The following is a 23,858-nucleotide window of genomic DNA, read 5'->3' on the forward strand; positions in this document are numbered from 1 at the left end:
CAAACAACATGGGTCTGTTCAACGCACACGCCGTGGCGCAGCAACGCGCCGACCGCATCACCGCCATCCTCCACAGCCTGGTCGACGGCAACCTCGACGTCGCCATCGGCGAAGCCCCGGCCGCCGGCTACGAGCGCCTCTACGACGGTCTGCGCGGCCTCCAGCGCAGCCTGCGCGAGCAGCGCGGCGAGCAGGTCCAGGTGGAAGCCCTGGAAGCCGGCCTGGTGGAAATGACCCGCCAGCACGAGCTGGGCTGGATCGACGAAGTGATCCCGGTGGACAAGTTCGCCGGCCGCCCGGCGCGCATCGCCAAGGGCATCAACGATCTGGTCGCCGCGCACATCGCGGTGAAGATGCGCGTGGTCGCCACCGTCACCGCCTACGGCAAGGGCGACTACTCGGTGGAGATGGATCGCCTGCCGGGCAAGAAGGCCATCATCACCGAGGCCATCGACGGCGTGCGCGCCAGCCTCAAGGCCAACGCCGATGCCGCCGAGTACAACGCGCGGATCAAGAGCGCGCTGGACAACGTTTCGGCCAACGTGATGATCGCCAACAACGATCTCGAGATCATCTACATGAACCGCACGGTGACCGAGATGCTCGGCAATGCCGAGGCGGACATCCGCAAACAGCTGCCGAACTTCAACGCCAGCCGCCTGATGGGCGCCAACATCGACATGTTCCACAAGAACCCGGCGCACCAGCGCGGCATGCTCGCGCACCTCACCGCACGGCATAAGGCCGAGCTGAACCTGGGCGGCCGGCGCTTCGCCCTGGACGTGGTGCCGGTGTTCAACGATGCCGGCGAACGCCTGGGCTCGGCCGTGCAGTGGACCGACCGCACCGAGGAGTTTCGCGCCGAGCAGGAAGTCTCGCAACTGGTCGACGCCGCCGTCGCCGGCGACTTCACCAAGCGCATCGAGGCCTCGAACAAAGAGGGCTTCTTCCTGAAGATCGCCACCGGCCTGAACAACCTAGTGGACACCGCCGACAAGGGCCTGCGCGACGTCACCCGGGTGCTCGGCGCACTGGCCCAGGGCGACCTGACCCAGCGTATCGATGCGGACTACCAGGGCACCTTCGGCGAGCTGAAGGATTACGCCAACGAGACCGCGCAGAGCCTGTCGCGCATGCTCGGGCAGATCCGCGAGGCCGCCGACACCATCCACACCGCGGCCAGCGAGATCGCCAGCGGCAACGCCGAGCTGTCCACGCGTACCGAGCAGCAGGCCTCCAGCCTGGAAGAAACCGCGTCGAGCATGGAAGAGCTGACCAGCACCGTGAAGCTCAACGCCGAGAACGCGCGCCAGGCCAACTCGCTGGCGGTGAACGCCTCGGAAGTCGCCACCGAGGGCGGCAGCGTGGTGCAGAAGGTGGTGGGCACCATGTCGGCAATCAACGACTCGGCACGCAAGATCGCCGACATCATCGGGGTGATCGACGGCATCGCCTTCCAGACCAACATCCTCGCGCTCAACGCGGCAGTGGAAGCAGCGCGCGCCGGCGAGCAGGGCCGCGGCTTCGCGGTGGTGGCCGGAGAGGTACGCACCCTGGCGCAGCGCTCGGCCGCCGCCGCCAAGGAGATCAAGACGCTGATCAACGACTCGGTGGACAAGGTCGAGAGCGGCAACACCCTGGTCGCCCAGGCCGGCCAGACCATGAGCGACATCGTGGTGGCGATCAAGCGCGTCACCGACATCATGGCCGAGATCGCCGCCGCCAGCGCCGAGCAGAGCAGCGGCATCGAGGAAGTCAACGGCGCCGTGTCGCAGATGGACGAGATGACCCAGCAGAACGCCGCGCTGGTGGAAGAAGCCGCCGCCTCGGCCGAGGCCCTGCAGGAGCAGGCCGGCATGCTCAACCAGCAGGTGGCGGTGTTCAAGCTCGAATCGATTCCGGCCACCGTGGTGCCGCTGGCGTCAGCCCGCCCGGCCCGCGCCGAGCCGGCCGCGCACACCTCGCGCGCCGCCCGCGGCGTGGCCAAGGCGGTGCGCGCCAAGGGCAAGGAAGACGACTGGGAAGAGTTCTGATCGGGCGGGGCTGAAGGATGGCGGCGGCCGGAGCAATGGGAGGGTCGGCCGCCGCGGGCGGGCCAGGGATGGTCAGGCGATGACCGCTGATGGAAGAGCCAAGAGCCCCTCACCCTAACCCTGGCTGCGCGCCCCGCTCCGAAGGGAGAGGGGACTGATCGGCGCAGGAGTACATCAAGGCATCAGCCGGCACGTACGGCCCCCTCTCCCTCTGGGAGAGGGCTGGGGTGAGGGTAGTCCCCGCGCAGAACTTTCCCGATACCACGAAGTAGGGCGCATAACGCCACAGGCGTTATCCGCCATCGCGGCGGATAACCCGTTCCAGGTTATGCGCCCTAAGCAATCCGCTCACCTGCGAGACCAACCAATGCCCATCCACCTGCCCGCCCCCGAGCACGAATTCCACTACACCCGCCGGGACTTCCAGCAGGTGCGTGAGCGCTTGTACCAGCACGCCGGCATCAGTCTCTCGGAGAACAAGCAGCAGCTGGTCTACAGCCGGTTGTCACGGCGCCTGCGCAGCCTGCGCCTGGGCAGCTTCGCCGAGTACTTCGCCTACCTGGAAAGCCACGAGGAAGAGTGGCAGCAGTTCGTCAACGCACTGACCACCAACCTCACCGCCTTCTTCCGCGAGAAGCATCACTTCGAGCACCTGGGCCGCTTCGCCGCCGAGCAACTGCGCGACCACCAGCCGCTGCGTTTCTGGTCCACCGCCTCGAGCACCGGCGAGGAGCCCTACTCCATGGCCATGACCCTGGTGGATGCACTGGGCAGCTTCAGCCCGCCGCTGGAACTGATCGCCTCGGACATCGACACCGGCGTGCTCGGCCAGGCGCGCCAGGGCATCTACCCGCTGGAGCGCCTCGAGGCGCTGAGTCCGGCACAGAAGAAGCGCTTCTTCCTCCGCGGTACCGGCAGCAACACCGGCAAGGCACGGGTGGTGCGCGAGCTGCGGCAGATGATCGACTACCGGCAGATCAACCTGCTCGACCGCGACTGGGGCATTGCCGGCGGCCTCGATGCGATCTTCTGCCGCAATGTGATGATCTATTTCGACAAGCCGACCCAGACCCGCCTGCTCGAACGCATGGTGCGCCTGCTGCGGCCCGGCGGGCTGTTCTTCGCCGGGCACTCGGAAAACTTCGTCCACGCCAGCCACCTGGTGCGCTCGGTGGGGCGCACGACCTACCAGGCGGTGGGGAGCCATTGATGGGCGCAGCCCTGGACCAACCCAATCGCTACTACGACCCGCGCTTCGGCATGGAAGCGGTGAAGCTGCTGCCCGGCGAGTGCTACGTCACCGCCGAGCCGGTGATGCTGGTCACCGTGCTCGGCTCCTGCGTCTCGGTGTGCCTGCGCGACCGCAGCAGCGGGCTGGGCGGCATGAACCACTTCATGCTGCCCGGCGACACCGGCGTGCAGGGCCTGCTGTCCAACTCCGGACGCTACGGCGTGCACGCCATGGACCTGCTGATCAACGGCCTGATGCGCCGCGGCGCCCAGCGCCGGTACTTCGAGGCCAAGGTGTTCGGCGGCGGCTCGGTGCTGAAGAACCTCAGCGCCGATGTCGGCCAGCGCAATGTCGAGTTCGTCCTGCACTACCTGGAGAACGAGGGCATCCCGCTGCTCGCCCAGGACCTGCTCGACGTGCACCCGCGCAAGGTCTACTTCTTTCCCGGCAGCGGCCGGGTGCTGGTGCGCAAGCTGCGCACCCTGGCCAACGACACGGTACTGCAGCGCGAGCGGCAGTACTGCCAGCAACTGTCCCGCCGGGAGCGCGGCGGGAGCATCGACCTGTTCTGAACGGAGGGACGCCCGATGGCCGTCAAGGTCCTGATCGTCGACGACTCGGCGCTGATTCGCAGCCTGCTCAAGGACATCATCCAGAACGATCCGGAGCTGCAACTGGTGGGCGCCGCGCCCGACGCCTTCGTCGCCCGCGACCTGATCAAGCAGCACTCGCCGGACGTCATAACCCTCGATGTGGAAATGCCGCGCATGGACGGCCTGACCTTCCTCGACAAGCTGATGAAGGGCCGGCCGACCCCGGTGCTGATGATTTCCTCGCTGACCGAGAAGGGTTCCGAAGCCACCCTGCGCGCCCTGGAACTGGGCGCCATCGACTTCATCGCCAAGCCGCGCCTGGGCATCGCCGAGGGCATGCAGGCGTACGCCGAGGAAATCTGCGCCAAGCTCAAGACTGCCGCCCGCGCGCGCCTGCCAAGGGCGCGCGGCACGGCAGCCGCCAGCGCACCGGCAACGAGCAGCGCGCCACTGCTGAGCACCGAAAAGATCTTCGCCATCGGCGCTTCCACCGGCGGCACCGAGGCGATCAAGGAAGTGCTGCTGGGCCTGCCGCCGGACTGCCCCGGCACCGTCGTCACACTGCACATGCCGCCCGGCTTTACCAAGTCCTACGCCGAACGGCTGGACCGCCAGACGCGCCTGTCCGTGCGCGAAGCGCGCGACGGCGACCGCATCCTCCCGGGCCACGTGCTGCTCGCCCCCGGCGACTACCACATGGAAGTGCAGCGCAGCGGTGCCAACTACGTGGTGCGCCTGCATCGCGAAGCCGCGGTGAACGGCCACCGGCCGGCGGTCGACGTGATGTTCAACTCCCTTGCCCGCTGCGCCGGACGCAACCTCATCGCCGCGCTGCTCACCGGCATGGGCAAGGATGGGGCCCGGGGCTTGCAGGCGATCCGCCAGGCCGGCGGCCATACCGTCGCCCAGGACGAAGCCACCTGCGTGGTCTACGGCATGCCGCGCGAGGCCGTGGAGCTGGGCGCGGCGAAGGAAGTCCTGCCGCTGGAGCGCATAGCAAGCTCGCTCCTACAGCAGGCGCGGCAGAGCGGGAGTGGGAACCGCGTCTAGTTCTGCGGGAATCGCCCCGCCCTGCCGAGCGACTTTTCACACAGGGTCTAGACTCAGGCCAATTGACCGGCGCCAATTATATGGCGATCCGATATCAATTTGGTTTGATTGTGCCCGTATACAAAATGCACAATTGAGCTTTCGCCAAAAGACCGGCACACGGCGGGCGACACGGGGAATCAAGATAGCCATGGCGGCAAGATGGGGGTTGCGCGGCAAATCGGTGGTGGCACTGCTCATCGCCTGTCTCCTGGCGCTGGTACCGGCAGTCATGCTGGGCTGGAAGGCCATGGAAGACATCCGCACGCATTTCGGCCTCGCCTTCGCGAGAAACTTCACGCTGCTCAACCAGCAGAAGATCATCGCACCGGTGATCCGCGAGCTGGCGCTGTCACGGCGCCTGGCCGAATCCGTGGTGACGCAGGACTGGCTGCTGGCTGAAAACGACCCGGCGCGCCGCTCGCTGTTCTTCCGCGAGGCCGAAGGCTTCCGCGCCGACCAGCACAACTACTCCTACTTCGTCGTGGTGGACTCCTCGCGCCACTACTACTTCAACGACTCCAGCTCGCCGCTCTCCAATTCCCCGCGCTACACCCTGAGCGACACCGACCCGCAGGACCGCTGGTACTTCGATACCCTGGCCCGCGACGAGACCTACAACATCAACGTCAACTACGACGCCAAGCTGAAGGTCACCAAGGTCTGGTTCAACATGGTGGTGCGCGCCGGCAACGAGAAGGTCGGCCTGGCCGGTGGCGGCCTGGATCTCACCGAGTTCCTCGACCAGTTCATCTCGCGCCGCGAGGCCGGGGTGACGCCGATGATCGTCGACCCGGATGGCGCCATCCAGGCGCACCCGGACACCAAGCTGATCGCCTACTCCTCCGGCTCCAGCGGCCAGGCCAAGCACCACGTGTTCGACCTGCTGGCCAATGACCAGGAGCGCACCGCCCTGCGCCAGACCCTGCGCCAGGCCGAGGCCAACCCCGGCGAAGTGGAAACCATGTGGGGCACCATCGACGGCAAGGAACAGCTCCTGGCCACCGCCTACATCCCGCAGTTGCGCTGGCACGTGCTCAGCGCCATCGACCTGCACGCCGCGCAGGTGCTCGACAGCCGCTGGATCTGGCCGCTGGTGGGCACCCTCGCCGGGCTGCTGGCGATCCTCCTGATCGGCTTCGCCTACACCGTCGACCTGCTGGTACTGCGCCCGCTGCGCGGCCTCAAGCAATCGGCCAAGGCGATCGCCGCCGGGCAGTACGACAGCCCGCTGCCACGTACCCGCGCGGACGAGATCGGCGAGCTGTCCAGCGCCTTCGCCAGCATGGCCGACCAGGTTCGCCGGCATACCGAAGAGCTGGAAGACAAGGTCCAGCAGCGCACCCAGGCCCTGGAAAACGCCAACCGCGAGATGGCTGCCGCGCAGAAGAAGATCGGCGACTCCATCGACTACGCCAGCCTGATCCAACGCGCCATTCTTCCCGACCGCCAGTTGCAGGCGTCGCTGGGCGAGCACCATTTCGTCCTGTGGAAACCCCGCGACGTGGTCGGCGGCGATTTCTACATCTACCGCGAAGGCCCGCTGGACAGCCTGATCGGCGTGGTCGACTGCGCCGGCCACGGCGTGCCCGGCGCGCTGATGACCATGCTCGCCCTGGCCGCCATCGACCACGCCATCGACAGCGTGAAGAGCCACGACCCGGCGGCCATCCTGCGCGAGACTGATCACGTCATGCGCGGCATGCTCGGCCAGGAAGAGTTCACCCACTCGCTGGCCACCAACATGGACGCCGGCCTGGTGCGCGTCGACCACCAGCGCAAGCTGCTGCACTTCTCCGGGGCGAAGATTTCCCTGTTCGCCAGCGACGGCAACGCCGTGCGCGAGTACAAGGGCGCGCGCCGCGCCATCGGCGACAAGCGCCAGGGAGACTATCAGGACGTGGAAATCCCGATGGAAACCGGCTGGACCTATTACCTGTGCACCGACGGCTTCCTCGACCAGGCCGGCGGCGAGCACGGCTTCGGCTTCGGCAACAGCCGCTTCGCCGACCTGCTGCGCAACCACGCGCGCCGACCATTGGCCGAGCAGGCCGACGTGTTCGCCGCTACCCTCGCCCAATACCAGGGCGAGCAGCCGCAGCGTGACGACATCACCATTCTCTCTTTCCGCTTCGACTAGGGGTTATTCCATGGAATCGCTAGATCTGTTGGCCATGCGCGAGAGCTACACCCGGCAACGCATATTGCTCTGCTTCAACGGGCCTATCTCGCGCAGCCTGATCGAAGAAATCGGCCATGCGCTGCGCAACTACATGCAGGCCGAACAGGCGCACCCCAGCGAAGCGATGGACGTGTTCGCCGTCTACATCGAGATGACCCAGAACATCCGCCACTACGCCTCCCTGCGCGGCTACAACGACCAGGAAGCCTCGGCTACCGTGGCGATTGCCCGCGACGACGAAGGCCACTACGTGGTCTCCGCCGGCAACCTGGTGGAGCTGGCCGACGGCCAGGGCCTGGTGCGCAGCATCGAAGCCATCGCCGGGCTCGACAAGGCCCAGCTCAAGGCGGCCTACAAGGAGCAGCTGCGCCGCCCGCGCGACGCCGAAGCCTCCAGCGGAGCGGGCCTGGGCCTGCTGGACATCGCCCGCAAGTCCAGCGCGCCACTCAAGACCTCCCTCACCGAACAACCCGACGGCCGCGCCTTCTTCAGCCTGCGCGCCGTGATCTGATTTGCGAATTCAGGAAGACCCGACATGAGCGATCTCCACGTCAACGGCACCCAATCCACCCCACAGATCCACGGCGACTGGCAGGCCGGCATCCTCGCGATGCAGGGCGACTCCTACCCGGAGAACTCCTATGAGCTGTTCGGCCAGGTCATCGAGTGGGTCGAGCGCTTCCTCACCCAGGAACAGCGCCCGCTGGAACTCGACCTGCGCCTGCTGTACCTGAACACCAGCTCGATCAAGGCCATGATGGACATCTTCGACCTGCTCGAAGAAGCCCACGGCCAGGGCCGCACCACCCGCGTGGCGTGGCACTACGACCGACGCAACGAACGCGTCGCCGAACTGGCCGAGGAATTCCGCGAGGACTGTACCTTCCCGTTCGTCATCCAAGCCTACGACGAGTAAGTGCCATGACTAGCGAGCGCGAGCTGGACCTGCTGATCGAAGACCTGCTGGCCGACCCACAGTACGAAGGGCACCCCCTGCGCGAGGCCCTGTACCAGAAGCACCAGCAGTCCCTCGACCAGCTCGCGCGCCTGGAGCGCATCGCGCGGATTTCCGATGGTTTCCAGTCCATGGCACGGGCGCAGAACAGCACCCTCTCCGAGCGCTACCACAAGCAGCTGCGCCAGCTGGAAAAGGTCGCGCGCATCTCCGACCGCTACCAGGACATGATGCGCGACCTCAACGTCGCGCTGAAGGAAGCCTCGACCCACGACACCCTCACCGGCATCGCCAACCGCCGCCTGCTGATGGAGCGCCTGCGCGAGGAAAGCGAACGCGCCCAGCGCCACGGCGAGTCCTACGTGCTGGCCATGCTCGACGTCGACCGTTTCAAGCAGGTCAACGACACCTGGGGCCATGAGGTCGGCGACCGCGTGCTGGTGGAAATCGGCCGCGCCATGGAGTCCGCCCTGCGCCAGTACGACCTCTGCGGCCGCTGGGGCGGCGAGGAATTCCTGCTGATCCTGCCGGACACTCGCCTGAGCGACGCCGCCGCGATCATCGAGCGCGTACGCAACGACATCCGCTGCCTGGCCGTGCGGGTGGGCACCAACGCCCTGTCGGTCACCGCCAGCTTCGGCGTCGCCGAGCACCATCCGGGCGAAAGCTATTCCCAGACCCTCAGCCGCGCCGACGCCGCCCTGCTGGACGCCAAGCGCAGCGGGCGCGACAAGTGCGAGTTCGCCAGCGCGTAACGGCGCCTGCATGAAAAAAGCCCGGCCATGGCCGGGCTTTTTTCGCGGTGCGCAATCAGTTCTGCAGCGACACCTGGCCGGCGCCCAGCTTCAGGCCACTCAGGCGTTGCAGCAGGGTGCTGATGTTGGCGCGGGCCGAGCCTTCGTTGGCCAGGCGCAGGCGGGTCACGCCGTAGAACGCATCGCCCACACCCGCGGTGAAGGGCTCCTTCACGGTTTCCTGCCAGACCACGCGGCCACCGGCGTTTTCCACCAGGCTGTACTCGACGGTGGAGGTGACAGTGAAGCTGAAGCCGAAGACCGGCTGGTCGAGGCTGACCAGCTTGGTGCGCAGCGAATACGCCGCCTTGTCGCCCTGGCCGAGCAGACCGGCCTTGCCCAGGGATTGCTCCAGTGCAGCGCGGAAGTCGGCGCCGTCGATCTGCGAGGTCCACAGCGGGTTGGTCTTCTTGCCACCCTCGACATCAGCAACCTGGAGGTTGTCGCGCAGTGCGGCGGCGTAGCTCTGGGTGTGCGCCTGCTGGTCATTGATCTGCATGTTCTCGACCTTCGCCGAGGAGGCGCAGCCGGTCAGCAGGACGGCGAAAAGGGAAACGCAGAGAAAGCGAAACATGGTCATTCCTTCGATGGCGAATAGTGTGCGCAGGCAGTTCGCGATCGAATGATGACGCCGCGTTCCTCCCTGAACAGGGGCGGAGAATAAGCCCGGCGCAGTGATGGCGCAATGACACCCTTCACCCATCCGGGCTCGCAACAAGGTTGTGGCGAGCGGCCCGGCGCACTATGGTCGAGGGATTCACAGGAAAGGATGCAGCATGGCCACCAGATCCCCCGCCTCGCGCCAGCAGACGCACCTCGCCGTCCTGATCGACGCCGACAACGCCCCCGCCGCCATCGTCGAGGGCCTCTTCGAGGAAATCGCCAAGTACGGCGTCGCCAGCGTCAAACGCATTTACGGCGACTGGACCAAGCCCAACCTGGGCAAATGGAAGCAGGTACTGCTGGACCACTCCATCCAGCCCATGCAGCAGTTCGCCTACACCAGCGGCAAGAACGCCACCGACAGCGCGCTGATCATCGACGCCATGGACCTGCTCTACACCCGCCGCTTCGACGGCTTCTGCCTGGTCTCCAGCGACAGCGACTTCACCCGCCTGGCTGCGCGCCTGCGCGAGGAAGGGCTCACCGTCTATGGCTTCGGCGAGGAGAAAACACCCAGGCCGTTCGTCTCCGCCTGCGACAAGTTCATCTACACCGAGATCCTCCGCGCCGCGCCGGAAGCGCCCGCCGAGCCCGTGCCCGTCACCGACAAGTCCTCCACCCCCAGCGCCAACGACACGCCCAAGCCTGCCGCCAAGCGCAAATCGCAGAAGGTCCCACTGGACTTCATCGCCAAGGTGCTCGACGACATCGACGGCGACGATGACGACTGGGTCCAGCTGGGCGCCCTGGGGCAGAACATCGGCAAGCTGCAGCCGGCGTTCGACCCGCGCCTGTACGGCTTCAAGAAGCTCAGCGACCTGATCAAGGGCCACCCCAAGCGCTTCGAGTTGCAGGCACGCGGCACCAGCGGTACCGGCGGCATGGACCTGTACGTACGCAACGTCGGCACGACACGCTGAGCACAGCACAGCACAGCGCTCCGCCCTGCCCTCGCTCAACGAAGTCTCCACGCCTGACGGTTAAAGTCGGGCGTGAGCATCTCTGCGGAGCAATCCCATGCGTTTCCTGCTGATCCCCCTGCTCGCCCTGCTCGCCGCGAGCGGCGTCCATGCCGGCACATTGCGCTGCGGCACCAGCCTGATCAACGAAGGCGACCCGATGGACGAGGTGCTCGCCAAGTGCGGGCAACCGGACAAGCGCGCTGTTGTCCCGCCTACTCCGCCCCGCCGCGGCCCCGACGGCAAGTTCATCCCCGGCAGCCCGCAACTGGAAACCTGGATGTACGGCCCGAACAACGGCGCCTACCGCTACCTGCGCTTCCGCGATACCACGCTGGAGCTGGTGCGGACATCACGCAAGGAGGAAATCTGAGCGCAGGGCGGATAGCGCTGCGCGCTGCCCAGGCCCCGTGCAGAAGCACGCCCCGCCCAGCACACTCCTGGCGCTTGCGCGTCACCGTACCCGCCGCTACCAAAGGTGCCTACCCATCGCGGCGGCATCGCCCTAGACTGGTCGCCTTCGCCAATCCGGAGGGCACCATGCAGACCCCATTCAACTTCACCCTCGGCATCGACCCGCAGGCGCGCGACGTCGTGGTCAAAGGCCTGCTCGCCTACAACCTCGGGCAGATGGGCCGCAGCAACACCTACGACGACTTCGAACTCTACGCCCGCGACACCGACGGCGAAGTGGTCGGCGGCATGTTCGGCCAGTCCGGCATGGGCTGGCTCTACATCGACTACCTCTGGCTGCAGGACGACCAGCGCGGCAGCGGCCTGGGCAGCCAGCTCATCGCCCTCGCCGAAGACGAAGCCCGCCGCCGCGGCTGCGTCGGCCTGTTCCTCTACACCTACAGCTTCCAGGCCCCCGGCTTCTACGAGAAACAGGGCTTCGAACGCATGGGCGTGCTCGAGGACTGCCCGCCGGGGCACCAGCGCATCTACCTGAAGAAACACCTGGGCTGATTGCCACTCTCCCGCCCTTGTAGGAGCGGGCTTGCTCGCGAACCCGCACAACGCCGGCCCTCTCGGCGCATTTCCGATAGCCAGCGCCCCGCATGACGCCCGGGCTCGGCCACCCGGAACTCGAATCCCTCGACCACTGGCTGTCACAGGATGTAATCCCCACCCTGCGCGACCAACACACCCCGGAAACCGACGCACCGCGCCGCGTCCATCTCACCTGGGACACCCGCCGCCTCATGCTCCTGAACTGGCAAGGCGGCCTGTGGATACGCTGGGACGAGGTCCCTCGGATGCTTGATCACGCCTGAATCACAGCATGGGTATCGCTGCGCTCCACCCATCCTACAAAGGTTTCAGCCGCCTCCCGCAGAATCGCAGGCGACCTCGAGCGTAGGATGGCGTGGAGCGCAGCGATACCCATCACCGAAGGTTTCAGCCGGCCCCCCCGCAGAGCCGCAGGTGACCTCAACCGTAGGATGGCGTGGAGCGCAGCGATACCCATCACCGAAGGCTTCAGCCGACCTCCCGCAGAGCCGCAGGTGACCTCGAACGAAGGATGGCGTGGAGCGCAGCGATACCCATCACCGAAGACTTCAGCCGCTTCCCCAGAGCCAGAACTGAACTCGGTCGTAGGATGGGTGGAGCGCAGCGATACCCATCAATTCCGACAGGGCGCACCATGACCTCATACCGCCGCGACAGAACAGAGGGTGCTACCTGGTTCTTCACCCTCACCCTGGCCGACCGTCGCTCACGCTTGCTGGTGGAAAACGTCGATCTGCTCCGCGCGGCCTTCCGCTACACGCAACAACGTCATCCCTGGCAGATCGACGCCATCGTCATCCTGCCCGATCACCTGCATGCCATCTGCACCCTGCCCGAAGGCGATGCCAATTACGCCCTCCGCTGGAGGCTGATCAAGACCGCGTTCTCGCGGGCAATACCAAAGCGCGAGGCTATTTCCGCCAGCCGCTACAAAAGCGCTGAACGCGGCATCTGGCAGCGCCGTTTCTGGGAGCACCGGATTCGCGATGACGCCGATTTCGCACGGCACGTGGACTACATCCACTTCAATCCCTGCAAACACGGCCATGTCGCGTGCGCAGCGGACTGGCAGTGGTCCTCGTTTCATCGATATGTACGCGATGGGCTGCTGGCGAGGAACTGGGGCGGCGGAGCAATGGGGGAGATCGACGCTGGGGAATGATGGGTATCGCTGCGCTCCACGCCATCCTACGAATGCGTCCGCCGGACGGTTGGAGTGTTTGCCCACCATCCAAAAACGAAAAAGGCCAGTCACTGGACCGGCCTTTTTCTTACCGCTTATTCACCATCAGCCATTGCTGGGGAAGGCGAACTGCGCCGCTTCGTGCGACTTGCGCTGCGGCCAGCGCTGGGTGATGGCCTTGCGCTTGGTGTAGAAGCGCACGCCATCCGGGCCGTAGGCGTGCAGGTCGCCGAACAGCGAACGCTTCCAGCCGCCGAAGCTGTGGTAGGCCACCGGTACCGGCAGCGGTACGTTGACGCCGACCATGCCGACTTCGATCTCGTCGCAGAACAGGCGGGCGGCTTCACCGTCACGGGTAAAGATGCAGGTGCCGTTGCCGTATTCGTGGTCGTTGATCAGCTGCATGGCTTCTTCCAGGCTGTTCACGCGCACGATGCACAGCACCGGGCCGAAGATTTCTTCCTGGTAGATGGTCATGTCCGGGGTCACCTTGTCGAACAGGGTGCCGCCGACGAAGAAGCCGTTCTCGTGACCGGCCACCTTGAAGTTGCGGCCGTCGACCAGCAGCTGGGCGCCCTGCTCGACACCGGTATCGATGTAGCCGGTGACTTTCTGCTGGGCAGCGCCGGTGACCAGCGGGCCCATGTCCAGGCCGCAGGAGGTGCCGGCGCCGATTTTCAGGGCCTTGATCTGCGGGACGATCTTCTCGACCAGCGCGTCGCCGATCTGGTCGCCCACGCACACAGCCACGGAGATGGCCATGCAGCGCTCGCCGCAGGAGCCGTAGGCCGCACCCATCAGGGCGCTGACGGCGTTGTCCAGGTCGCAGTCGGGCATCAGCACGGCGTGGTTCTTGGCGCCGCCCAGGGCCTGTACGCGCTTGCCGCGCTTGGTGCCTTCGGAATAGATGTACTCGGCGATCGGGGTCGAACCGACGAAGCTCAGGGCTTTGACTTCCGGGGCCTCGATCAGCGCGTCCACGGCGGTCTTGTCGCCGTGCACGACGTTCAGCACGCCCTTGGGCAGGCCGGCCTCTTCGAACAGTTCGGCGATCAGCAGGGTGGAGCTCGGGTCACGCTCGGACGGCTTGAGGATGAAGGTGTTGCCGCAGGCGATGGCCAGCGGATACATCCACAGCGGCACCATGGCCGGGAAGTTGAACGGGGTGATACCGGCGACCACACCGATCGGCTGGAAGTCGCTCCAGGCGTCGATGTTCGGGCCGACGTTGCGGCTGTATTCGCCCTTGAGGATTTCCGGGGCGGCGCTGGCGTATTCGACGTTCTCGATGCCGCGCTTGAGTTCACCGGCGGCGTCTTCCAGGGTCTTGCCGTGTTCTTCGCTGATCAGCTGGCTGATGCGCGCTTCGTTGGCTTCGAGCAGTTGCTTGAAGCGGAACAGCACCTGGGCGCGCTTGGCCGGCGGGGTGTTGCGCCAGGCCGGGAAGGCGGCCTTGGCGGCGTCGATGGCCTGCTGCACGGTTTCGCGGCTGGCCAGCGGAACCTTGCGGATGGCTTCGCCGGTGGACGGGTTGAAGACGTCGGCGGTGCGGCCGGTGTCGGCGATCATTTCGCCGCCGATCAGGTGCTTGACGGTGGTCATGGGAAGTCTCTTCTCGCTGAAAGTATTGGGGCGGGGCTCGCGAGGAGCCCCTCTCCCTAGCCCTCTCCCTGAAGGGAGAGGGGATTGTTCGGTATGAAGCGTGGGCTGCAAGGCACGCCGGCAGTCACTCTAAGGTGACTCGTCGCGGCATGCCTTCTCGCGTGCCCGCGCGCTCAGTGGCTGTGCGGGTGGTCGTCGCTCTTGAGCTCGATCTCGATGAACGCCACTTCGTGATCGCACGGGTTGATCACGTTGTGCTCGGTACCGATCTGGCGGGTGTAGCTCGCCCCCAGGACCAGCGGCGCACGGCGCTCGCCCTCGGGGGTTTCGAGCAGCAGCTCGCCGTTGGTCACCGGGACCACGACGTATTCCATGCCGTGGCGGTGCCAGCCGGTCTCGGCACCGGGGGCGAAGCGCCACTCGGTGACCAGGACCTTGTCGTTGTCGATCTGTACCGTCGGGACGGCCTTCGGACGTTCGCTCACTTACGCCACCCCGTTGAGGGCGTCGCCGACGGCGCTGAACAGGCGGTCCAGGTCTTCGGGCTTGGCGTTGAAGGTCGGGCCGAACTGCAGGGTGTCGCCGCCGAAGCGCACGTAGAAGCCTTCTTTCCACAGCTTCATGCTGGCTTCGAACGGGCGCACGATGGCATCGCCGTCACGGGCACCGATCTGGATGGCGCCGGCCAGGCCGCAGTTGCGGATGTCGACGACGTTCTTCGCGCCTTTCAGGCCGTGCAGGGCCTTCTCGAAGTGCGGAGCCAGTTCCAGCGACTGCTGGATCAGGTTCTCTTTTTCCAGCAGGTCCAGCGCGGCGAGGCCGGCGGCGCAGGCGACCGGGTGTGCGGAGTAGGTGTAGCCATGGCCGAACTCGACGGCGTATTCCGGCAGGTTCTGGCCCATGAAGGTGTCGTAGATTTCGCTGCTGGCGATCACCGCGCCCATGGGGATGGCGCCGTTGGTGACCTGCTTGGCGACGTTCATGATGTCCGGCTTCACGCCGAAGAACTCGGCGCCGGTGGCCTTGCCCATGCGGCCGAAGGCGGTGATCACTTCGTCGAAGATCAGCAGGATGTTGTGCTGGTCGCAGATTTCGCGCAGGCGCTGCAGGTAGCCCTTCGGCGGTACCAGCACACCGGCAGAGCCGGACATCGGCTCGACGATCACGGCGGCGATGTTGGAGGCGTCATGCAGTTCGATCAGCTTCAGCAGTTCGTTGGCCAGCTCGACGCCGCCAGTCTCGGCCATGCCCTTGGTGAAGGCCATGCCCGGCTGCAGGGTGTGCGGCAGGTGGTCGACGTCCATCAGTTGGCCGAACATCTTGCGGTTGCCACCGATGCCGCCCAGGGCGGTGCCGGCGACGTTCACGCCGTGGTAGCCACGGGCGCGGCCGATCAGCTTGGTCTTCTGCGCCTGGCCTTTCAGGCGCCAGTAGGCGCGGGCCATCTTGATCGAGGTATCGGCGCACTCGGAGCCCGAGCCGGTGAAGAACACATGGTCGAGGCCGGCCGGGGTCAGCTGGGTGATCTTCTCGGCCAGCTTGAAGGACAGCGGGTGGCCGTACTGGAACGCCGGGGAGTAGTCGAGGGTGGTCAGCTGCTTGGCCACCGCGTCGGCGATTTCCTTGCGCGAGTGACCGGCGCCGCAGGTCCACAGGCCCGACAGGCTGTCGTAGATCTTGCGGCCCTTGTCGTCCACCAGCCAGCTGCCTTCGGCGGCGACGATGATGCGCGGGTCTTTATGGAAGTTGCGGTTGGCGCTGAAGGGCATCCAGTGAGCCTTCAGGTTCAGTTCGCTGGCCACCGACGGGGTGACGTTCACTTGCTGGTTCATGCAGCTTGTCCTCGAAGACAGTCTTGTTGGGCGCGCAGGCCGCGGCGGGCCTGGTGCGATGGGACTAGATTGGGCCTGACTTAACGTGAGTTAAAGCTTATTCTTCTTACGTTCAGTTTCGGATTGGTAAAACTAAAATGGCGAAACAACGAGCGCCTTCCCTGGGCCAGGTCAGCGACTTCGAGATCCGCCTGCTGCGCATCTTCAAAACCATAGTCGAGTGCGGCAGCTTCTCGGCCGCCGAGAGCACGCTGGGCATCAGCCGCTCGGCGATCAGCCTGCACATGGGCGACCTGGAAAAGCGCCTGGGCATGCGCCTGTGCCAGCGCGGCCGGGCGGGCTTTGCGCTGACCGACGAGGGCCGCGAGGTCTACCGCGCCACGCAATCGCTGCTGGCGGCGCTGGAGGGCTTCCGCGCCGAGGTCAACGAGCTGCACCAGCACCTGCGCGGCGAGCTGAACATCGGCATCATCAACAACCTGGTGACCCTTCCGCAGATGCGCATCACCCACGCCCTGCGCGCGCTGAAGGCCAGCGGGCCGGGGGTGCGAATCAATATCGGCATGACCACGCCCAACGAGATCGAGCTGGGAGTTCTCGACGGACGGTTGCATGTCGGCGTGGTGCCGCTCATCAGTCCGCTGTCGGGGCTGGAGTATTCGTCTTTATACGAGGAGCGCTCGCTGCTGTTCTGCAGCCAGGAGCACCCGCTGTTCGCGCGCGACGATGCCGGCATCACCGTGCAGGAAATCCACGCCTGCGACGCGGTGGCGCCGAGTTACCGCATCCCGGCGGAGGCGCAGGAGCGCCACCAGGAACTCTCCGGCAGCGCCACCGCCTCGGACCGCGAGGGCATGGCCTTCCTGATCCTCACCGGCAGCTACATCGGCTACCTGCCCGACCACTACGCCGCCGACTGGGTAGCCCAGGGCCGCCTGCGCGCGCTGCGGCCGGAGCGCTTCCACTACGACATCCCGCTCACCGTGGTGACCCGCAAGGGCCGCCGGCCGAACCTGGTGCTGGAGCGGTTCCTCGAGGCGGTGGCGCAGAGCCGCTGACGATAACGACTCTGCCGCCTGCCTTCGTAGGATGGCGTGGAGCGCAGCGATACCCATCAATCCGGTGCACCGCCAGCATGGGTATCGCTGCGCTCCACCCATCCTACAAGAGCTGAGTCGATGCCCTTGTAGGAGCGAGCGTGCTCGCGAACAGGCTCCGCTGCGGGGCTGGTTCGCGGGCAATGACTGGGCGTCCCCCTCGCTCCTACACAAAAGCACAAGGCACATTCTGCCTATCCAATTTGTCGCCCCAGCCACCAAAAATCCTATACCCCCTCCCCTGTAGCCCGCGGGCCGCGGGGTTTGCGTGGGTGCAGCTTTTCCCTAGCCTGCGACTACAAAAAACATAATTTCGCTATTCACAGCCTCTGAACAGAATGCGGCCAACACCTCCTCCCTAGCCGCAACAAGAACAAACGTGATCAGAGTCTGAGGAAGCAAGCCATGACCGACCTGAATCCAGGCGCCTTCGGCAAGAAGTCGCTTGATAACCTGGAAATCGACACGCTGGTCGTTGGCGCCGGACAAGCCGGCGTCGCCATGAGCGAGCACCTGACCCAACAGGGCGTGCCGCACATCGTGCTGGAAAAGAGCCGCATCGCCGAAGCCTGGCGCACCGGTCGCTGGGACTCGCTGGTCGCCAACGGCCCGGCCTGGCATGACCGCTTCCCGAACATGGAATTCCCGGTCGGCCCGGACGATTTCCCGCACAAGGAGCAGGTAGCCGACTACTTCGTCGCCTACGCCAAGCAGTTCAACGCGCCGATCCGCACCGGCGTGGAAGTGAAGAAGGTCACCCGTAACGAAGGCCGCCCCGGCTTCACCGTGGAGACCTCCGAAGGCACCCTTCAGGCCCTGCGTATCGTTTCCGCCACTGGCCCGTTCCAGCGCCCGGTGATCCCGGCCATCGCACCGAAGGACGAAGGCCTCTACCAGATCCACTCGGCCAAGTACTACAACCCGCAGCAGTTGCCCGAAGGCGCCGTGCTGGTGATCGGTGCCGGCTCCTCCGGCGTGCAGATCGCCGACGAACTTAACCGCGCCGGCAAGAAGACCTACCTGTCCGTGGGCGCCCATGACCGCCCGCCGCGCTCCTACCGCAACCGCGACTTCGTCTGGTGGCTGGGCGTGCTCGGCCTGTGGGACGCCGAGGAAGTACAGCCGGGCCGCGAGCACGTGACCATCGCCGTGAGCGGTGCCCGTGGCGGCGAGACCATCGACTTCCGTCGCCTGGCCAACGAGGGCATCACCCTGACCGGCCTGACCAAGTCCTTCGAAGGCGGCAAGGTGAGCTTCCAGGACGACCTGGTGGCCAACCTGAAGGCCGGCGATGACAACTACCTCGGCCTGCTCGACGCCGCCGACGCCTATATCGAGCGCAACGGCCTCGACTTGCCGCTGGAACCGGAGGCCCGCAAGGTCTTCGCCGATGCCGAGTGCATCCGCAATCCGATCCAGCAGCTGAACCTCGCCGACGCCGGCATCACCGCCATCATCTGGGCCACCGGCTACGCCGTGGACTTCAACTGGCTGCAGGTGGACGCCTTCGACGACAAGGGCAAGCCCAAGCACCAGCGCGGCGTGTCCCGCGAGCCGGGCGTGTACTTCGTCGGCCTGCCGTGGCTGTCCCGTCGCGGCTCCACCTTCATCTGGGGCGTGTGGCACGACGCCAAGCACGTGGCTGGCCACATCGCCACCCAGCGCCGTTATGTCGAATATCAGGATGCCTCGCAGCGCGAAGGCTCCGTACCCAAAGCCGCATCCTGGGAGTAAGAGATGCCTACCCATACTCGCATTCGCATGTTCAACACCAAGGACACCTACCCGAACCAGACCCTGGACAACGACCTCTGCCAGGCCGTGCGCGCCGGCAACACCGTGTACGTGCGCGGCCAGGTCGGTACCGACTTCGAGGGCAACCTGGTAGGGCTGGGCGACCCGCGTGCCCAGGCCGAACAGGCAATGAAGAACGTCAAGCAACTGCTGGAAGAAGCCGGCAGCGACCTGTCGCACATCGTCAAGACCACCACCTACCTGATCGACCCGCGCTACCGCGAGCCGGTGTACCAGGAAGTCGGCAAGTGGCTGAAGGGCGTGTTCCCGATCTCCACCGGCCTGGTGGTGTCGGCCCTCGGTCAGCCGCAGTGGTTGATGGAGATCGATGTGATCGCGGTGATCCCGGACTGAAAGCTACTGCGCTAGGCCATGCTGCGTTGGGGCCGGTCGAGAAAATGCTCATTTGCTACGGCAAACTCCGCTTTTCTCGCCCAACCCCGCCTTGCCTGGCCGTCGCTCGTGACGCTTTCAAGCGTGCAGGCGATGCGGATTTTCCGCATCGCCCTTTGTCGTTTTAGCTATTAGAACAAGCAAGGAGCCACCATGACCTTCTCCATCGTCGGCCGCTGCGCCGAAACCGGACAACTGGGTATCGCCATCAGCTCCTCGAGCATCGCCGTGGGCGCCCGCTGCCCCTGGGTACGCGCCGGCGTCGGCGCGGTGGCCACGCAGAACATCACCCTGCCGGCCCTCGGCCCGCAGATCCTCGACCAGCTTGAAGCCGGCCTCGAACCAGGCGCGGCGCTGGACAAGGCGCTCTCCAGCAACGGCTACAGCCAGTACCGCCAGGTGACGGTGATCGACCAGCACGGCAAGGTCGCGCTGTTCACCGGCAGCGAAGCGCTGGGCGTGTACAACGCCGTGGCGGGCGAGAACTGCGTGGCGGCCGGCAACCTGCTGTCCTCCCCCGCGGTAATCGAAGCCATGACCCAGGCCTTCGAAGGCGCCAACGGCTGCCTGGCCGAGCGCCTGCTGGCCGCGATGCAGGCGGCGATGGCCGCCGGTGGCGAAGCCGGCCCGGTGCACTCGGCGGCGCTGAAGGTCGTCGGCGATCTGGTCTGGCCGATCGTCGACCTGCGCGTGGACTGGGCGGACGAAGCGCCTATCGATGAGCTGGAGAAACTCTGGGTGGCCTACAAGCCGCAACTGGAGGATTACCTCGTGCGCGCCCTCGACCCGACCAAGGCACCGAGCTACGGTGTGCCGGGCGACGAGTAACGCCGTGAACCTGTAGGAGCGAGGGGACGCCTAGCCCCTTGCTCGCGAACCGCCTCCGCTGCGGGGCACGGGTTCGCGAGCAAGCTCGCTCCTACGAAGAGCCAACAGCAGGACCCGACCATGCCTTCCAGCCGTGAAATCCTCGCCGACCTGATCGCCTTCGACACCGTCAGCCGCAACTCCAACCTGGCGCTGATCCACTACATCCGCGACTACCTCGCCGGCTTCGGCATCGCCTGCGAGCTGTTCCACGATGCCGAAGGCGGCAAGGCCAACCTTTACGCCACCCTCGGCCCACAGGACCGCGGCGGCGTGTGCCTGTCCGGCCACACCGACGTGGTGCCGACCGACGGCCAGCCATGGACGGTCCCGCCGTTCGAGCTGACCGAGCGCGATGGTCGCCTTTACGGGCGCGGTACCGCGGACATGAAGGGCTACATCGCCTGCGTACTGGCAGCAGTACCGGCGTTTCTCGCCCAGCCGCTGCGCCTGCCGGTGCACCTGGCCTTCTCCTATGACGAGGAAGTCGGCTGCCTCGGCGTACGCTCGCTGCTTGCCGCGCTGGAACACCGCGAGCACAAGCCGACGCTCTGCATCATCGGCGAACCCACCGAACTCAAGCCGGTGCTCGGCCACAAGGGCAAGCTCGCCATGCGCTGCCAGGTACACGGCGCGCCGTGCCACTCGGCCTATGCGCCGCAGGGCGTGAACGCCATCGAATACGCAGCGAAACTGATCGGCCGCCTCGGCGAGATCGGCACCCGCCTGGCCGCATCGGAGCGCCACGATCCGCGCTTCGATCCGCCCTATTCCACCGTGCAGACCGGCGTGATCAGCGGCGGCCGCGCGCTGAACATCGTGCCCGCTGAATGCCAGTTCGATTTCGAAGTGCGCGCGTTGCCCAGCGACGATCCGCAACAGGTCGCCGATGACCTGCGCGCCTTCGCCGAAACCGAGCTGCTGCCGAAGATGCGCGCAGTGAAAGCAGAGACGGATATCCGTTTCAGCGAGCTGTCGGCCTATCCCGCCCTCGTCACCGACCAGCAGGCCCAGGCCGCCGAGTTGATTGCACTGCTCAGCGGCTCGCACGACTTCACCACCGTCGCCTACGGCACCGAGGGCGGGCTGTTCCACCAGGCCGGCATCCCCACCGTGGTCTGCGGCCCGGGCAGCATGGACCAGGGCCACAAGCCGGACGAATTCGTCAGCCTGGAGCAGTTGGCCAAATGCGACGAAATGATGTCGCGGCTAGCAGAGTGGCTGCGCGCCTGAAGCACCAAACGGTGTACCCGCTCCTACGAGATACCTCCGCACTTGGGCCATCCCTCACCCTGGCCCTCTCCCAAGCGGAGAGGGGACCGTTCGGTGCAGGATGAAACCTTCACGTCAGTCGGCTCCGACTGCCCCCTCTCCCTGAGGAGCGGGGCGCGCAGCCAGGGTTGGGGTGAGGGGGAAGACGCAGCGACGGACGATCCAGCGAAGACAGTTGCCCCTACAACAGCCAAACCTCTCACGCCGAGCCGGCTGCACATCTGGATCGGAACGCACGGGGGCATACCAGGGTACGGGCTGTCACGTCGGTTCGCGAGCAAGCTCGCTCCTACAGGGAGCGATTGCTCTTCGTAGGAGCGAGCTTGCTCGCGAACCAACCCCGGTCGAAAAGCCTCAGGCAAATGCCGCGCGCAGCTCATCCATGCTTGCGAAGTAGTGCGCCGGGCTTTCCGCCATCAGCTCTTCACGGCTGCCGAAGCCGTAGCCGACACCGGCAGCGGACAGGCCATTGCGGTGCGCGCCGATCAGGTCGTGCTTGCGGTCGCCGATCATCAGCGTCTGCGCCAGGTCCAGCTTCTCGATCCCCAGCAGGTGCTCGATCAGCTCCACCTTGTTGGTGCGCGTGCCGTCCAGTTCGCTGCCGTAGATCACCTTGAAGTGCTTGGCGAAATCGAAGTGGCGGGCGATTTCCGCGGCGAACACGGTCGGCTTGCTGGTGCAGATGTACAGCGTGCGGCCCTGGCCGCCGAGCAGTTGCAGCAGTTCGCCAACGCCGTCGAATACCTTGTTCTCGTAAAGCCCGGTGTCCTTGAAGCGCACGCGGTAGTGGTTCACCGCCTCCCAGGCGCGCGCCTCGTCGAAGTCGTAGCTGCTCATGAAGCACTGCAGCAGCGGCGGGCCGATGAAGTGTTCGAGCTGGCGCAGGTCGGGCTCGTCGATGCCCAGTTGGGCGAGGGCGTACTGGATCGAACGGGTAATGCCCTCGCGCGGATCGGTGAGGGTGCCGTCGAGGTCGAAGAGGATGTTCTGGTAATGCATGGGATCAGCGTCCGGCCGCGAAAGTCGGGCGGGAAGGATACTGCGCATGACCGCCCGGGCGAAGCACGAATCGCCGAACGACACCCTCAGGGAGCGGCGCCCTGCCCCTGACGCAGTATGCGGAAGCTGCCGCTGACGTTCACCGGCGGGTCACCGCCGACGCCGTAGGTCTGCACTGTGGCATCCGACTCGGGCTCATCCTCCGGCTGCGCCAGCTGGCCGGCGAGCTTTTCCTGCACGCGGCCGCCGAGGTGATCGACGCCGGCCATCACGCCGCCGTCGGGGTCGCGCATCAGCGCCAGCCACTGCTCGTCGAACGCGGCGTTGATCTCCTTGCGCAACTGGGTTTCCACCTCGGGCCGCGCGTGGTCGTTGCCGGCCATGCTGAACAGCGTGAAGGCCACGGAGATTACCGAACCGGCGACCTTGCCAGCCGCGCCGGCCACCACGCCGACGATGCTGCGGTTCTTCAGTTCGTTGACCAGCTTGGCGCTGGTGCGCTGGGCGACTGGCGACACGCCGCTGACTCTGGTGCCGGCGCCAGCCTTGCCCGACGCCGTGCGGATCTCCTGCATCAACGCGGCGAAGGCCGGGAGCTTGCCGATGTCCTTGGCGTGCACCACGTCGTAGAGCGAGGCATCGCGACTGGACGGCGGCCCCAGGCTGATCGCCGGAATCCCCATCAGGTGTTCATCGAAAGCCTTCTGCGGGATGCCGCGGCGCTGGGGAATTTCCTTCAGCGCGACGGTCAGCAGCTCAACGTAGTGCCGGGTCGCCTTCTCCATCACCGCGTCGGGGTCGACCTGCCTGGCGACCGGGACGAGTACCTGCTTGCGGTACTGCTCCTGCAGGTAGACAGCCAGCTTGTCGACGGTGGGGTCGAGGTCACCATGGGAGCCCATCTTGTACCAGGCGACCTTCATGCCAAGCCATTGCTGGGTCCAGTAGCTGGAGAACCAGGGAATGAATTTTTCGTCGGTGCGCTGGTAGACCAGGTCCATCCACTGCTGCATGGCTTCTTCGGCGTAGGCGCGGGCCTGGGAAGTGGCGGCCAGGGAGGCGGCGCCGATGTCGGCATCGACCTGGCGCCAGGTGGCCTCGGTGAGCGGAGCAGTGGGTGCGGCGGGGTGATGGGCACAACCGCCCAGCGCCAGCAGAAGCAGCGCAACGACGCCGCCACGCCGCCAGGGCGCAACGGTGGAGCAGAAAGAGCACAGACTGTTCATCGCCGCCCGCCGGCTCGGCGGCATCCCCGGCGCCGCCCGCTACTGACTTCGGCCGGGCACGCCCTGGCGTCCGGTCACCTTGG

General features: G+C 66.0%; 23 protein-coding genes. 17 read left to right on the forward strand and 6 right to left on the reverse strand.

From position 1 onward, the window contains the following. The first annotated feature begins 8 nt into the window (after nt 1–8). The 8 genes from N5C91_RS07805 (at nt 9) to siaD (ending at nt 8,838) form a co-directional block, all read left to right on the forward strand. Nucleotides 9–2,033, forward strand: a complete 2,025-nt coding sequence (locus tag N5C91_RS07805; protein ID WP_279828826.1) for a methyl-accepting chemotaxis protein — start codon at nt 9–11, stop codon at nt 2,031–2,033. Between the two features lie 367 nt (nt 2,034–2,400). Further along, nucleotides 2,401–3,243 (forward strand): CheR family methyltransferase, encoded by an 843-nt coding sequence (locus tag N5C91_RS07810; protein WP_236201646.1) that lies wholly within the window; start codon nt 2,401–2,403, stop codon nt 3,241–3,243. Continuing rightward, on the forward strand, nt 3,243–3,836 hold the full coding sequence (gene cheD, locus N5C91_RS07815; RefSeq protein ID WP_236172229.1) for a chemoreceptor glutamine deamidase CheD: 594 nt from the start codon (nt 3,243–3,245) through the stop codon (nt 3,834–3,836). The genes N5C91_RS07810 and cheD overlap by 1 nt, the downstream gene beginning before the upstream one ends. Before the next feature lie 15 nt (nt 3,837–3,851). Next, complete coding sequence (locus tag N5C91_RS07820) at nt 3,852–4,907, forward strand: chemotaxis response regulator protein-glutamate methylesterase (RefSeq protein ID WP_279828830.1); 1,056 nt, start codon at nt 3,852–3,854, stop codon at nt 4,905–4,907. Between the two features lie 190 nt (nt 4,908–5,097). Beyond that, a complete protein-coding gene (siaA, locus tag N5C91_RS07825) occupies nt 5,098–7,086 on the forward strand; it encodes a biofilm regulation protein phosphatase SiaA (RefSeq protein WP_236172231.1) in 1,989 nt (662 codons plus the stop codon). Between the two features lie 10 nt (nt 7,087–7,096). Beyond that, a complete protein-coding gene (gene siaB / locus N5C91_RS07830; protein ID WP_236172232.1) occupies nt 7,097–7,639 on the forward strand; it encodes a biofilm regulation protein kinase SiaB in 543 nt (180 codons plus the stop codon). Nucleotides 7,640–7,663: 24 nt separating this feature from the next. After that, the gene (siaC, locus tag N5C91_RS07835; RefSeq protein WP_024766248.1) at nt 7,664–8,044 is read left to right on the forward strand and encodes a biofilm regulation phosphoprotein SiaC; all 381 of its coding nucleotides are present in this window, start codon (nt 7,664–7,666) and stop codon (nt 8,042–8,044) included. Nucleotides 8,045–8,049: 5 nt separating this feature from the next. After that, on the forward strand, nt 8,050–8,838 hold the full coding sequence (gene siaD, locus N5C91_RS07840; protein WP_236172233.1) for a biofilm regulation diguanylate cyclase SiaD: 789 nt from the start codon (nt 8,050–8,052) through the stop codon (nt 8,836–8,838). A 55-nt stretch (nt 8,839–8,893) separates the two neighbouring features. On the opposite strand, the gene N5C91_RS07845 is transcribed toward siaD, so the two are convergent. Beyond that, nucleotides 8,894–9,451, reverse strand: a complete 558-nt coding sequence (locus N5C91_RS07845; protein WP_279828834.1) for a hypothetical protein — start codon at nt 9,449–9,451, stop codon at nt 8,894–8,896. A 202-nt stretch (nt 9,452–9,653) separates the two neighbouring features. Here N5C91_RS07845 and N5C91_RS07850 point away from each other — a divergent pair, with 202 nt between their 5' ends. The 4 genes from N5C91_RS07850 to N5C91_RS07865 all read left to right on the forward strand — a co-directional run bounded on the left by N5C91_RS07850 (nt 9,654) and on the right by N5C91_RS07865 (nt 12,672). Next, nucleotides 9,654–10,460 carry an NYN domain-containing protein gene (locus N5C91_RS07850; protein WP_279828836.1) on the forward strand — a complete coding sequence of 269 codons (807 nt, stop codon included), beginning with the start codon at nt 9,654–9,656 and terminating at the stop codon, nt 10,458–10,460. A gap of 97 nt (nt 10,461–10,557) precedes the next feature. Further along, on the forward strand, nt 10,558–10,872 hold the full coding sequence (locus N5C91_RS07855) for a DUF2845 domain-containing protein (RefSeq protein ID WP_279828838.1): 315 nt from the start codon (nt 10,558–10,560) through the stop codon (nt 10,870–10,872). Nucleotides 10,873–11,039: 167 nt separating this feature from the next. Next, nucleotides 11,040–11,465, forward strand: coding sequence for a GNAT family N-acetyltransferase (locus tag N5C91_RS07860; protein WP_236172237.1), 426 nt, complete (start codon nt 11,040–11,042; stop codon nt 11,463–11,465). Nucleotides 11,466–12,144: 679 nt separating this feature from the next. Continuing rightward, complete coding sequence (locus N5C91_RS07865) at nt 12,145–12,672, forward strand: transposase (protein ID WP_279828840.1); 528 nt, start codon at nt 12,145–12,147, stop codon at nt 12,670–12,672. A gap of 126 nt (nt 12,673–12,798) precedes the next feature. On the opposite strand, the gene N5C91_RS07870 is transcribed toward N5C91_RS07865, so the two are convergent. The 3 genes from N5C91_RS07870 to N5C91_RS07880 all read right to left on the reverse strand — a co-directional run bounded on the left by N5C91_RS07870 (nt 12,799) and on the right by N5C91_RS07880 (nt 16,127). Continuing rightward, the gene (locus N5C91_RS07870) at nt 12,799–14,295 is read right to left on the reverse strand and encodes a CoA-acylating methylmalonate-semialdehyde dehydrogenase (protein ID WP_054910632.1); all 1,497 of its coding nucleotides are present in this window, start codon (nt 14,293–14,295) and stop codon (nt 12,799–12,801) included. A gap of 173 nt (nt 14,296–14,468) precedes the next feature. Beyond that, on the reverse strand, nt 14,469–14,780 hold the full coding sequence (locus N5C91_RS07875; RefSeq protein ID WP_054910633.1) for a cupin domain-containing protein: 312 nt from the start codon (nt 14,778–14,780) through the stop codon (nt 14,469–14,471). Continuing rightward, entirely contained in the window at nt 14,781–16,127 is a 1,347-nt protein-coding gene (locus N5C91_RS07880; RefSeq protein ID WP_205338434.1) for an aspartate aminotransferase family protein, read from the reverse strand. A gap of 137 nt (nt 16,128–16,264) precedes the next feature. Here N5C91_RS07880 and N5C91_RS07885 point away from each other — a divergent pair, with 137 nt between their 5' ends. The 5 genes from N5C91_RS07885 (at nt 16,265) to argE (ending at nt 21,511) form a co-directional block, all read left to right on the forward strand. Beyond that, the gene (locus tag N5C91_RS07885; protein ID WP_236172243.1) at nt 16,265–17,185 is read left to right on the forward strand and encodes a LysR family transcriptional regulator; all 921 of its coding nucleotides are present in this window, start codon (nt 16,265–16,267) and stop codon (nt 17,183–17,185) included. Between the two features lie 444 nt (nt 17,186–17,629). Continuing rightward, the gene (locus N5C91_RS07890) at nt 17,630–18,958 is read left to right on the forward strand and encodes an NAD(P)/FAD-dependent oxidoreductase (RefSeq protein ID WP_236201654.1); all 1,329 of its coding nucleotides are present in this window, start codon (nt 17,630–17,632) and stop codon (nt 18,956–18,958) included. A 3-nt stretch (nt 18,959–18,961) separates the two neighbouring features. Then, nucleotides 18,962–19,372 (forward strand): RidA family protein, encoded by a 411-nt coding sequence (locus tag N5C91_RS07895; protein ID WP_015474916.1) that lies wholly within the window; start codon nt 18,962–18,964, stop codon nt 19,370–19,372. A gap of 192 nt (nt 19,373–19,564) precedes the next feature. After that, nucleotides 19,565–20,239, forward strand: a complete 675-nt coding sequence (locus tag N5C91_RS07900) for a DUF1028 domain-containing protein (RefSeq protein WP_024763732.1) — start codon at nt 19,565–19,567, stop codon at nt 20,237–20,239. 120 nt (nt 20,240–20,359) lie between these two features. Beyond that, nucleotides 20,360–21,511: an acetylornithine deacetylase gene (gene argE / locus N5C91_RS07905; protein ID WP_279828855.1), complete on the forward strand. Its 1,152-nt coding sequence runs from the start codon at nt 20,360–20,362 to the stop codon at nt 21,509–21,511. 393 nt (nt 21,512–21,904) lie between these two features. Here the strand turns inward: argE and N5C91_RS07910 are convergent, their stop codons facing one another. Both N5C91_RS07910 and N5C91_RS07915 read right to left on the reverse strand, forming a co-directional pair. After that, nucleotides 21,905–22,549 carry an HAD family hydrolase gene (locus N5C91_RS07910; protein WP_279828858.1) on the reverse strand — a complete coding sequence of 215 codons (645 nt, stop codon included), beginning with the start codon at nt 22,547–22,549 and terminating at the stop codon, nt 21,905–21,907. Between the two features lie 86 nt (nt 22,550–22,635). Beyond that, a complete protein-coding gene (locus N5C91_RS07915; protein WP_279828859.1) occupies nt 22,636–23,775 on the reverse strand; it encodes a hypothetical protein in 1,140 nt (379 codons plus the stop codon). Between the last annotated feature and the right edge of the window lie 83 nt (nt 23,776–23,858).

It is taken from the genome of Pseudomonas sp. GD03903 (genome assembly GCF_029840045.1).
GTDB classification, from domain to species: Bacteria; Pseudomonadota; Gammaproteobacteria; order Pseudomonadales; family Pseudomonadaceae; genus Pseudomonas; species Pseudomonas pseudonitroreducens.